Source organism: Dokdonella sp. (genome assembly GCF_051958935.1).
Lineage (GTDB): Bacteria > Pseudomonadota > Gammaproteobacteria > Xanthomonadales > Rhodanobacteraceae > Dokdonella_A.
The window spans coordinates 29,527-40,958 of the sequence record NZ_JBQCFP010000110.1 but is presented as its reverse complement, the minus strand read 5'-3'; the positions used below and the strand labels follow the sequence as shown (position 1 = coordinate 40,958).

General features: G+C 69.6%; 7 protein-coding genes. All 7 read right to left on the bottom strand.

Translation table 11 applies throughout. The features are described 5' to 3' along the window. Nucleotides 1–73 precede the first annotated feature (73 nt). Entirely contained in the window at nucleotides 74–1,477 is a 1,404-nt protein-coding gene (locus ACTHK2_RS10885; RefSeq protein WP_440245731.1) for a coniferyl aldehyde dehydrogenase, read from the bottom strand. 4 nt (nucleotides 1,478–1,481) lie between these two features. Beyond that, complete coding sequence (locus ACTHK2_RS10880) at nucleotides 1,482–3,923, bottom strand: TonB-dependent receptor (protein WP_440245730.1); 2,442 nt, start codon at nucleotides 3,921–3,923, stop codon at nucleotides 1,482–1,484. 49 nt (nucleotides 3,924–3,972) lie between these two features. After that, the gene (locus ACTHK2_RS10875) at nucleotides 3,973–5,145 is read right to left on the bottom strand and encodes an SO2930 family diheme c-type cytochrome (protein WP_440245729.1); all 1,173 of its coding nucleotides are present in this window, start codon (nucleotides 5,143–5,145) and stop codon (nucleotides 3,973–3,975) included. After that, on the bottom strand, nucleotides 5,145–6,380 hold the full coding sequence (locus tag ACTHK2_RS10870) for a parallel beta-helix domain-containing protein (RefSeq protein ID WP_440245728.1): 1,236 nt from the start codon (nucleotides 6,378–6,380) through the stop codon (nucleotides 5,145–5,147). Before ACTHK2_RS10870 ends, ACTHK2_RS10875 begins: the two co-directional genes overlap by 1 nt. A gap of 146 nt (nucleotides 6,381–6,526) precedes the next feature. Then, nucleotides 6,527–7,594, bottom strand: a complete 1,068-nt coding sequence (locus ACTHK2_RS10865; protein ID WP_440245727.1) for an AraC family transcriptional regulator — start codon at nucleotides 7,592–7,594, stop codon at nucleotides 6,527–6,529. A gap of 84 nt (nucleotides 7,595–7,678) precedes the next feature. Further along, the gene (locus tag ACTHK2_RS10860) at nucleotides 7,679–10,204 is read right to left on the bottom strand and encodes a DUF349 domain-containing protein (protein WP_440245726.1); all 2,526 of its coding nucleotides are present in this window, start codon (nucleotides 10,202–10,204) and stop codon (nucleotides 7,679–7,681) included. 10 nt (nucleotides 10,205–10,214) lie between these two features. After that, on the bottom strand, nucleotides 10,215–11,429 hold the full coding sequence (locus tag ACTHK2_RS10855; protein ID WP_440245762.1) for a TraB/GumN family protein: 1,215 nt from the start codon (nucleotides 11,427–11,429) through the stop codon (nucleotides 10,215–10,217). Nucleotides 11,430–11,432: the final 3 nt, after the last annotated feature.

Here is an 11,432-nt window from a genome sequence, read left to right as displayed (position 1 = left end):
CCGAGGAGGACTCGGCCAGACTTCGGTAGGAACGACATGGGCGGTACGCGCGCTGCGCGTGCCGCCGTCGCGATCAGCCCCCGAGCAGCAACCGCAGCATCCGTCGGAACATGGTTCCGTACGGCGGATTCAGCAGCCCGACGAGATTCCAGCGCGCCTGGCGGAACACGGGTTTCATGCGCGAGAACGTACGGAAGCCGTCTTCGCCGTGGTACGCACCCATGCCCGATGCGCCGACGCCGCCGAACGGCAGGTGGTGCTGGGCGATGTGCAGGATCGTGTCGTTGACGCTGACGCCGCCCGCCAGCGTCGCATCGAGCACGCGCCGCACGACCGCGCCACGATCGTCGAACACGTAAAGCGCGAGCGGATGCGGACGCGCATTGACGTAGGCGATCGCCTCGTCGACCGAGTCGTACGGGACGAGCGGCAGCAGCGGTCCGAAGATCTCCTGCTGCATGACGCCCATGCGGTCGTCGACACCGGTAAGCAAGGTCGGCGCGATCACGCGCGCATCCTTCGGTGCTTCGGCGAGTTCGTGCGCGACAGCGCCCTGTTCGACCGCGGCGTCGCGCAGTTCGCCCAGCCGCGCGTGATGGCGCTCGTTCGCGATGCCGGCGTACTGCGGATTCGCGGCGAGCTGCGGATAGAGCCGGCCGACCGCCGCACGCGCGCCGTCGATGAATTCCTGCACGCGTGCGCGCGGCAGCAGCACGTAGTCGGGCGCGATGCAGGTCTGGCCTGCGTTGAGCATCTTGCCGAGCACGATGCGTTCGATCGCATGCGGCAGGCGCGCGCCTTCACCGATGATCGCCGGCGACTTGCCGCCGAGTTCGAGCGTGACCGGCACGAGGTTCGCCGCGGCTGCGCGCATGACCTCGCGGCCCACCGCGGTGGAACCCGTGAACAACAGGTGGTCGAACGGCAGCGCCGAGAACGCGCGAGCGACATCGACGTCGCCATTGACGACGACGACCTCGTCCGGTTCGAAATGGCGTGCGACGAGCTCGGCCAGCAAGGTCGCGAAGGCCGGGGTGAGTTCGCTCGTCTTGAGCATCACGCGATTGCCCGCGGCGAGCGCGTCGGTGAGCGGCCCGGCGGCGAGGTAGAGCGGGTAGTTCCACGGCACGATGATGCCGACCACGCCGAGCGGTTGAGGGCGCAGCTCCGTGCGCGCGGGCAGGAACCAGAACCCCGCCCAGCGCCGCCGCGGCCGCATCCAGCGGCGCAGGTGCGCACGCGCGTAGCGGATGCCCGACAGGCTCGGAAACACTTCGAGCAGGTCGGTTTCCTCGGCCGGGCGGCGGCCGAAATCCGCTGCGATCGCTTCGGCGATCTGCGCGCGGTGGTCGCGGATCAGCGTCTCGAGCGCGCGCAGCCGGCGCTTGCGCGTGGAGAGGTCGGGTGCGCCGCTGCGCGCCTGCGCGTCGCGCAGGCGGGCATGCTGGTCGTGCAGGGTAGGCCCGCCGTCGGTCATCGGCTCAGAATCTCACGAGTGCTTCGATACCCCACATGCGCGGCGGCGTGATCAGCGCGTACGGCGTACCGAAGACGGTCGCCGAGATGTTGCTCACGCCGGTCACGTAGCGCTTGTCGAACAGGTTGTTGACGAAGAATGCCACACCGAAGCGCTCGCTGTCCGAGGTCCAGCCGATGCGTGCATCGGTGCGCTGCTGTGCGCTGCCGACGCTGAAGTTCGGACTCACCTGGCAATTGCCCTGCAGCACGGAATCGGCATTGCAGCGCGACTTGCCGCGCCATGCGTGCGAGAGGTCGAACTCGACGTCGCCACCGAGCACGGCGTGCCAGGTGTAGGCGAAGCCGGCCGACATCGACCAGCGCGGTTCGCCGGTCGGTTCGCCGCCGAGGTCGACGCCGGACGGCGAGATCGCGTGGCCGTAGGTCGAGTCGATGTAGGCGCTGGTGAAGTTGAGGCGAAGATCGTCGGTGGGCGCCCACTGCGCCTCGATCTCTAGGCCGTCCGCCTTCTGGTTGCTGCTGCTGACGAGGTAGCGCGGCACGCCGGAGCCGGCCGTGTTCGGATCGAGCGTGAGCGACTGGCGGTTGTCGTAGTCGTAGTGGTAGATCGACGCGTTGAGCAGCAGCCCGTATTCGGGGAACACGCTCTTCACGCCCGCCTCGTAGTTCCACACCTTCTCGGGTTCGAAACGCGAGGCCACCTGCACGCTGTTGTAGCCGCCCGCCTTGTAGCCCTTCGTCGCGGATACATAGCCCATCACGTCGGGCGTGAAGTGGTAGTCGAGCACGACGCGCGGGCTGGTATCGTTCCAGCGATCCTTGAACGTGACCGGCACGCCGACCGCATCGGTGAAGACGAGGTTCTGCTGGAACGTCTCGATCGGGATGCCGATGAGGTCGAGCACGCCTGCCGCCTGCAACTGTGCCAGGGTCGCGTCGAGGCCGGGCGCTTCGCGCGGCGCGTTGAACCAGGAGAACGTCTTCTCGTCGCGGGTGAAGCGCACGCCGGTCGTGAGGTTCCAGTTGGAACCCAGGTGCCAGATCACGTCGCCATAGGCGGCGAAGGCCTTGAAGCGACCATTGTTGGAGATCTGTTCGCGCCATGGTTCGCCGAGGAGCGTATTCGGGAAGCCATTCAGCGCGAGCACCTGGCTGAGGTAGTTGTAGAGCGTGCCGTCCGGCGTCGGCGCGGGCGAGAGGTTCAGCGCGAGCGTGTCGATGCCATCGGTGAAGATGTCGGTCTGGCTCGTCTGGTGCGCGTGCTCGTTGTAGTAGCTCGCGCCCGCGACCCAATCCATCAGCGCGGTGTTGCCGGCGAACTTGAACTCCTGGTACCAGCTGCTGTTGGACTCGATGTTCGCGGTCGAGAGGTAGCTAACGATGTGGTTGGTACCGTCGTAGTCGCCGCGGTTGAGCGTGTCGAAATCGCGCCACGCCGTCGTCGACGTGAAGCTCGCCCAGCCGAACTGGTGGTCGATCGACAGGGTCGCGCCGTCGAAGCGGCGCGATTCGCGCGGGTCGACGGTGTCGTTGTAGAGCGGCGCGTGCAGCGGATCGAGGAACGTCGAGGGATCGGGCGGAAAGGGCGGGCGCTGATAGGTATCGTTGGCGAGGGGGACCAAGCCGATCGCCGCCTTCGGCAACTGGTTCAGTTTCTCGTGGTCCCACGACAGCAGCACGCGGGTATCGTCGGTCGCATTCCAGCGCCAGGCCGCGCGCGTGCCCCAGTCGTCGTCGCCGCCGTAGCGCGTCGCGTTCGCCGCGTCGCGGATCCAGCCTTCGCTCTGGTTGTCGACGATGCTCAAGCGCAGCGCCATGTCGTCGCGCAGCGGCAGGTTGAGCAGGCCGTCGATGTACTGGCGACCGTAGTTGCCGACGCGCACGCGCGCGCGGTCCTCGAACGTGTTGGACGGTTCGTTCGTGATGATCGAGATCGCACCCGCGGCGGCGTTGCGGCCGAACAGCGTGCCCTGCGGCCCCTTCAGCACCTCGATGCGCTTGACGTCGTTGAAGGCGAGCAGGGCGCCGCCCGAGCGCGCCGCATAGACGCCGTCGATGTAGACGCCGACGGCCGATTCCGTACCGACGCCGAAATCGTCGGTCGAAATGCCGCGGATCTGGTAGTTCGGCTGGGTCGGCTGCTCGCCGCTGACGACGAGGCCCGGCACGAACAGGCTCATGCGGCTGAGATCGGTCGCGGCGAGCGTATCGATCTGCTTGGCGGTGACGATCTGAAGCGGGATCGGCACTTCCTGCATTTCCTGCGCGCGGCTCTGCGCGGTGACCGTGATGACGTCCAGGCGCGAAGCGTCGTCCGACGGTTTCGCGTCGGCCGCCGGTTCCTGCGCATCGTCGGCGGCGAGGACGGCGGGGCCACTGGCGACGGCGGCGAGGCCCGACAGCGCACGGGCGAGGCACAGCGCGAGCGCGCGTTTGCGGATCATCATATTGTTCCCCTTGCTGGTTGCGGGTTCACACCCGTCGAGTCGTTCTTCAGCCCGTGCCGCTGCAGGACCCCTCGCGTGCAGCGATCCAGGCGCGGATCAGTTCGAGTCCTTCGCGGTGCACCGTGCTGCGACCGAGCTCGGGCAGCATCACGCCCGGCTCGGCCGACTCCATGCGGAACGGCAGGATCGAGTCGTCGGGCTTGCCGGGCACGAGGTCGATGAAGTGTTCGCCGGTCCCGCGGCCGGCCGCGACCGGCGGCTTGCAGATGCCGAGGTGACGGTCTTCCGGCGTCGCGATGTCGAGCGTGAGCGCGGTCGTGTTCGCCGCGCCCTTCGCGTTGTGGCAGTGGCCGCAGTTGATGTCGAGATAGGCGCGCGCGCGCGCGTCGAGCGGTTGCGCCGCGTCGTTCCAGACCGCATCGCGCGGCGCGTCCGCGGGTGCCGGCGCACCGCTGAGGTAACCGACCCGCGCGAGCTCGGCGAGCTGGTTGCGCTCGCCGCCGGCGTAGTGGAAGTCGCGATTGAGATGGCGCGCCTTGGGACCGATCGGAGCGATCGCGCGCGTGACCCAGTCGCGCGCATGGCAGCTCGCGCATTGGCTTTCATCGGGCACGACGTAGTTGAACGCTTCGCGCGCGCCGTCGGCGGCGACGAGCTCTAGCGGGATCACGTCGCCCGTGCGCGCGAGCACCGCGTCGGTCTGCGCGGCGTTCCAGACGTAGGGAAACGCGGCCCAGCCGTCCGCGCGCCGCACGAGCAGGCGCGTCTCGACGAGGCGCACATGGTCGAGGTCGATGCCGGACGGGCCGTAGTCGTGCGCGACGTCGTAGCTGCGCGCGACCGCGGTCTTCGATCGCGATGCGCGCTCGGGCAGCGGGTAGTAGAACGTCTTGCTGATGATCGTGCCGACCGGGAAGTCGAACGCGTCGGTCGCCGAGTAGGTCGCCGACACGCCCTCGGGCATCCAGATCGTGCGCAGCTTGTGTGCGTAGTCGGTGAAGAGCGGCGTGTTGAGGTCATACGGCACGACGCCCTCGTTCGACACGAGCCGCTTGCCCGCGACGTCGAGCACATGCCAGTCGCTGAGGAGGGGCGGCCGTCCTTCCGCGTGGAACGCGACCGGCGCTGGCGCCTGGTGGCATGCGCCGAGCGCGAGCACGCCGAGGGCGCAGAGGGCGCGCAGGAACGGCGACGACGGCAGCCTCGTCCCTCGCGTCATCACGCCTTGCCCGCGAGCACGACCGGCGGCAGCTTGTCGAGCGTGCACTGGTACGGTTTGGTATCGGTGCTCGGATTCTTGTAGCCGCCAGGCCCATCGGCATTGAGCACGCCGATGTCGCCGTTCTGCACGCAGATGCGATCCGCCGGCGGCGGCAGCCCATCGACGAGCGCCTTGCCGTCGACGTAACCGTCCCAGACGATGTCCGGGAAGTGGCCGGTCACGCCGTAGACCGCGCTCTTGAGGATCTTGAGGTCCATGCCGTCGGGCGAATCGCCGCCGCCCTTGAAGCGGTTGTCGTAGATGAAGATCCCCTTCGGGTAGGGGTTGTAGTTCGGGTCCACGCCGGCCTTGTTGTAGTAGTTGGTCGAGAAGTAACTCGACACGATCACGTTGGCGGTGCGGTGGTCGGCGATGTCGTTGTCGAAGATCTCGACGCGGTCGTTGGAGTTCACGATCACGCCCGAACCCGCCGGCACGCTTGCCACCGCCGCGCCCTTCGCGGCGAAGTTGCCGGTGTTGTTGTCGTGCACCTTGTTCCTGAAGACACGCGCGTTGCGGCCCGCCTGCGACAGGTTGGGCATGTTGAAGACCAGGATGCCGCCGGTGTTTTCGGTCGCGGTATTCTCGTACACGTCGGCGTCGATCGAATTCTCGATTTCGATGCCGGCGACGTTGCGCTCGGCGCGATTGCGCCGGACGACGATCGTCTTCGACTGGCCGACGTAGATGCCCGCGTCGGACGCGCCGATCACTACCGAATCCTCGATGAGCACGTTGCTCGTCTTGACCGGATAAAGACCGTAGGCCCCATTGGTCGTCTTTGGCCCGCCGGTCCATTCCACGCGCACGCCGCGGATCGTGATGTTCGCGCCCTCGTTGATCTTGAGCGCGTCGCCCTTGGTGTCTTCGAGCGCGAGGTTCTCGATCGTGAAGTCGCTCGCGTTGACGAGCAGTCCTTCGGGGCCGACCACCTGGCCCTTGAACGAGAGCACGGTCTTGTCCATGCCGGCGCCGCGGATCGTCACGCCGTTGCTGCGCAGGGTGAGCCCGCGGTTGAAGCTGTAATGCCCGGCCGGGATCTCGATCACGCTGCCCGGTCTTGCGTCGAGCAACTGCTGCTGCAGTTGGCTCTGGAAGCTGGCGTCGGCGCTGCTCTGCGCGGGCGGCGGGGCGCTTTCGCCGCAGCCGGCGAGGGCGGCTGCGATCAGGATCGCGAGGCAGGACAGGCGCATGGCATCGACTCCGAAGGGTTCCCCGTGGGCGCCGCGCAGGCAGACCATGCCGCGGCGTATTGCCGCACTCTCGGCGAACTCGCCGGAATCGGGGAGGGGGGGATTTTCCGCCAATGGGGGGCGGATCGGCCAACCGGGTGTCGCGTCTAGGCCACCGCGTGGCGCGCGGCCTGCGGCGGCATCCCGGTCCACCGCTTGAACGCGCGACGGAACTCGCGCGGGTCGCTGAAGCCGAGTTCGCTGCCGATCTCCGCCACGCTCAACGGTCCGCGTTGCAGCAGGTCGAGCGCGCGTTCGGCGCGTACGCGATCGTGGATCTCGCGGAACACGCAGCCACGGTCGGCGAGGCGACGGCGCAGCGATCGCTCGCTGAGGTTCAGCGTGCGCGCGACGTCGGGCAAGCGGGGATGCTCGCGCAGCCGGTTGCGCAGCAGGTGTTCGACCGACGTGACGAGTTCATCGCCATGCGCGCCGGCGTTGGCGAGTTGCTGCCGGCACAGCAGCAGGGCCTGGGTCGCGGTCAGCGGGTTGTGGCTCGCGAGCGGATGCGACAGCCAGCGCGTATCGATGACCGCGCGGTTGTGGTCCGCACCGAAGCGCAGCTCGCAGCCGAAGAACGCGGCGTAATCCTCATGGTAGGCCGGCGCCGGGTACGCAAGTTCGAGCCGCCGCACCGTGAACGACGGCCCCACCAGGCCGCGCGCGACGGCGAAGGAACTCGCGAACAACTCCTCGCACAGGAACGGCAGCAGTTCGGGATCGCGCAAGCGCGGCCACGCGGCGAGTGCGACGTCGCGCTCGTCGATCGCCTCGAACGTGACGTCGAGCAGGCTGCCACACACGCGATGGTGCTCGATGCCCACGCGCATCGCGTCGCCGAACGTGCGCGAGGTCATCATCGCAAGGCCGAGCAGCCCGAAGCTGCCGACCGTTTCGTTGCAGCCGACCTGCAACCCCAGCGCGGGCTCGTCGAGCGCCTTGAGGGCGCGCCGGATGACCATGCTCGCCTGCCGGTACGAGACGCGCAGCGCGGGATCGGTCAGCTGTCCGACATCGAGGCCGAGGCCGGCGAACCAGCGCTCGCAGGCGATGCCGCGCGCCTTGGCGAGCTCGGTGAGGTGGACGAGCACGTTGGGCGGGATGTCCGCCAGTGTGTAGCGCGCATCGGCGCTGCGCGCGGCGTCCGCCTTCGCGTCCGCATCGGGTGGCATCATCGGAGAAAGTCCGCGCTGTCCGGGCACGCTATCTAGCATGCGCGAGACCGCGATGGTTCACGCAGCGCAGCATGCGCGGGACTGTCAGGGCAAAGTATCCCTTGCGGCAACCAATGCGCGTTCGATGCGACGGTCGAAACCCGCGTCGACCGGCGCACCGAGTTCGCACCAGCGCTGCAGCAGCGCCGCGAGTTCCTCGGCGGGAGGGGTCGCGGAGCCGCCGCCCATGCGCGCGGACAGGCGGCCGATCTGCACCGCGCGTCGCCGTTCGCGATCGTCGGCGGGTGACTCGATGCCGGCGAGCAGTTCGAGCTCGACGAGGACCTCGCGCTGCGCGTCGTCGAGGGCGGCATCGGGCTCCGCGGGCGCGGCTCGTGCTGCGTCGAAGCGCGCCTGCAACGCGCCGGCGGCGACGTCGCAGGGTGCGGCCATCGACCAGTGTTCCTGCGCCTGCCCGATCGGCGTGGCCGCCGTTTCGACGGCACGGCAGAGGCGATAACGCTCGAGCCATGCGTGGTAACGCAGGTGCCGGCGCGCGCGCTCCTGGCGCCGGGCGAAATCGCGCAGGCGCTCGTGCGCCGCGGCGTAACGTCGCGCGAGCGCCTCGTCGCGCGGGCGCAGCGCATCCCACGCGGCTTGCAGGCGGCTCACCGCGCCACGCTCGGCCGGCGCGTCCGCCGCGGCCAGGGCTTCGAGTTCCGTGCAGATCGCCTCGGCCTGCTGGCGCGACTCGACCTCGCGTGCGCTGCGTTCGGCGCGCTCGGCGTCGAGCTTGCCGAACACGCGATCGACCGCCGCGCGGAACGCAGTCCATTGCGCCTGGTCGCGCGCGCGGCGACCGTGGCCGGCGCGTTGCCAGCGCTGCTGCAACTCGCGTGCAGTGGCGACCGCGCCGCGCGGCAGGGTGTCGGCGAGCGCTTCCGCTTCGGCGATCAGCGCGGATTTCGCGCGTTCGACCTCGGCATCGCGGCGCTGGATGCGCCCGTCGAGCGCGGTCAGGCCGTCCTTGAGCGCCTGCGCGAGCGCCTTGCGCGCGCGCGGGTCGACGCGGTCGAGTGCGCGCAAGGCTTCGACGATTTCGCGGCGCAGCTGGATGACCGCAGTCCAGTCCTCGCTGTCGTCGGCAAGCGCGGCGTGGCGCTCGATCAGCGCGCGAATGGCGTCCGCCTGCGACTGGCGAAGTTCCTGGCGCTTCTTGAAATAGCCCTGGGCCGGCGCGAGTGCGGCGCGGCAGGCCGCATGGAAACGCCGGTTGAGCTCGCCCGCGCGTGCGCTGCCGCCCTCGAGCGCATCGAACCGGTTCCACGCCGCCTGTGCCTCGCGCACCTTGGTGGCGACCGCGTCCGGGTGCAGGCCGCTCGCGGGCAGCGCCTCGATCTCTTCGCACCATTGCTGTCGGTGCTGGTTGTCGGCCCAGCGCTGCCAGCGGGCGAGTTCGCCGTAGCGCGACTCGACCACGGCGAGTCGCGCGACCAGCGACTTTGGCAAGGCCGTGTCGATGCGACGGCGCAACGCCTCGCTGCGTGCCTTGGCGGCATGCGCGTTTGCGCTGTGCCCGGACTCCAGTGCCGCGGCGCATTCGCGCAATGCGGTTTCGAGTTCCGCGAGCAGCGCGCGTTGCTGCTCGGCCTGCTGGCGACGTGCGGCCTGCGCCTCGTCGAGCGACGCGGCGAAGCGGGCCTGCGCGATCAACGGCGCGACAACCGCGTCGGCGTCGGCATCGGATGCGTCGGCGTTGGGTGCGTCGGTGTCGCTGGGCTCCGGCTTCGTCTCGGTCGCCGTCGCGGGCGAATAGGCGGGCGCTTCGTCCGCAGCCACCGCCGGGCGCGCAACCACCGGCTCGCGGCTCGCCGCAAGCAGCGCGCGCGCGGTCTGGAATCGCTGGCGCAGCATCGGGGGCGCCGCGGCATCGACCGTGGCCCATTGCGCCGCGAGTTCCTGTTCGGCGTCCGCGTGGCCGGGCACGCGCAGCAGTTGTTCCATGCGCTCGCACAGCAAGCGCGCGCGCTGTTCCAGCGTCGCGTCGTCGCCGCGGCCGATGCGCAGCGCCTCGATGCGTTCGCGGGCGCGGCGGCTGACCTGCTTGTCGGATTTGCGCGCGCGCTCGGCCAGACGATCGAGCATCGCCTCGTCGGCGATGCGGTCGACCAGGGCGAGGCGAATCGAGGCGTCGCGGTCGGCGAGCGCCCGTTCGAGCAGCAGCGCGGGACGCGCGACCTGCTCGAGCGCCGCGCGGCGCAGTTCGGGTTCGGCCGCATGGCAGGCGATGCGCTCGGCGAGTTCCGCATCTTCCTGCGCCTTCAGCAGGCGCAGACGTTCGGAAAGCGGTGGCGCCGACGGGTGCGTGCCGGTGAGAAGGTCGAGCCAGAGCGCGCGTGCCTGCCCGCGCACGTTCGCATCGGCGTCGTGCTGCGACAACGTCTGCGCGATGCCGGGGTCGGCAAGGCGTCTGGCGGCGGCGATGCGCACGCCGGCGTCGGCGTCCTCGCGGGCGAGGCGGCCGAGGTTGGCGACGAGTTCGGCGTCGTTGTCGTGCGCAATCGCGGCGCGCCGCTGCGCGGCGTCCTTGGACTGCCAACGCGGCTTGCTGAGGAAAGCGGGCAATTTCATCGAGCGATGGTCACAAAAGGTTCTTGATGATGTGGAAGCCGGCGACGTACTCGCCGACGATGGTGCCGAGCGTCACGAACATGAAGTTGAGCAGGGTGCGCGCGATGCGGTTCTTCCACCAGCCGGTCCAGTGCGCGACGTCGTCGCGCAGGCTGTCGAAGTCGGCGACGCGCGGCTTGCGCAGCCACGCCTCGACACCGGCACTGAACGCCGACGCCGGCACGCCGGGCCGGAACGGCTTGAGCGGCGCGGCGATGAACGCGGCGAGTGCGCTGAGCGGGTGCGCCGCCGCGATGATCGCGCCGAGCGCCGCGCCGCAGCCGGTGAACAGCGTCCAGGCGAGCAGCGCGTCGGCGCCCGCGCGCGTGCCGCGCGTGAACGCGAAGCCGATCGCGCCGGCGATGACGACGAACACGCCGATCGCCAGCCATTTCGGCCAGCGCGACGGCGGCGGCACCTGCGACAGCTTCTCGACCAACGGCCGCGGCATCTCGTGCTGGCTCGACAGCTCGCGCTGGATGCCGGCGAGGTGGCCGGCGCCGATCACCACCAGCACGCGGCGCACTTCGCCGGACGCGGCCTGCTCGCGCAGGCGAGCGGTCATGTAGCGGTCCCGTTCGCCGATCAGCGCGTCATAGAGCGGCGGCGACTCGCGCGCGAATTCGTTGAACATGCTGCCGAGCAGGTCGCCGCGCTTGAGCTTCTCGATCTCGTCCTCGCTGACGTCCTCGCGCGAGAGCACGCTCGCACCGAGCCCGCCGACGATCGACAGGCGATCGAGGAAGCCGACGCTGTGGTACGCGCGCTTGAGGGTGACGCCGATCTCGCGGTCGACCAGCCACACCGGCAGTCCGCGTTCGTCCGCGCCATCGATCGCGGCCTTCATCTCGGCGCCGGGTTCTATGCCGAACTGCTCGGCAAGGCGGCGCTGGAACGCCGACAGCGCGAGATTGGCGGCGACCAGGCCGACCTTGCCCTGGCGGATCACCTGGAACAGGTCGAGGCGGCGGAATGCCTCCGGATCGCGGATCGACTGGTAACGGGGCTCGCACAGCTCCACCGCGACGGCATCGAACTCCTCGCGCTCGAGGATCGCGCGCACCGCGTCTGCGCTGACGCGCGAGACGTGCGCGGTGCCGAGCAGCACATACTCGACTTCGCCGCGCCGCACGCGCGCGATCGGCTGGCCGGCGAGGGCGTCGGACGGGGCGAGGTCGGTGTTCATCGG

Coding starts and splice junctions, on each gene's coding strand:
- ACTHK2_RS10885 (WP_440245731.1), bottom strand. CDS start 1,477: ATGACCGACGGCGGGCCTACCCTGCACGACCAGCATGCCCGCCTGCGC.
- ACTHK2_RS10880 (WP_440245730.1), bottom strand. CDS start 3,923: ATGATCCGCAAACGCGCGCTCGCGCTGTGCCTCGCCCGTGCGCTGTCG.
- ACTHK2_RS10875 (WP_440245729.1), bottom strand. CDS start 5,145: ATGACGCGAGGGACGAGGCTGCCGTCGTCGCCGTTCCTGCGCGCCCTC.
- ACTHK2_RS10870 (WP_440245728.1), bottom strand. CDS start 6,380: ATGCGCCTGTCCTGCCTCGCGATCCTGATCGCAGCCGCCCTCGCCGGC.
- ACTHK2_RS10865 (WP_440245727.1), bottom strand. CDS start 7,594: ATGATGCCACCCGATGCGGACGCGAAGGCGGACGCCGCGCGCAGCGCC.
- ACTHK2_RS10860 (WP_440245726.1), bottom strand. CDS start 10,204: ATGAAATTGCCCGCTTTCCTCAGCAAGCCGCGTTGGCAGTCCAAGGAC.
- ACTHK2_RS10855 (WP_440245762.1), bottom strand. CDS start 11,429: ATGAACACCGACCTCGCCCCGTCCGACGCCCTCGCCGGCCAGCCGATC.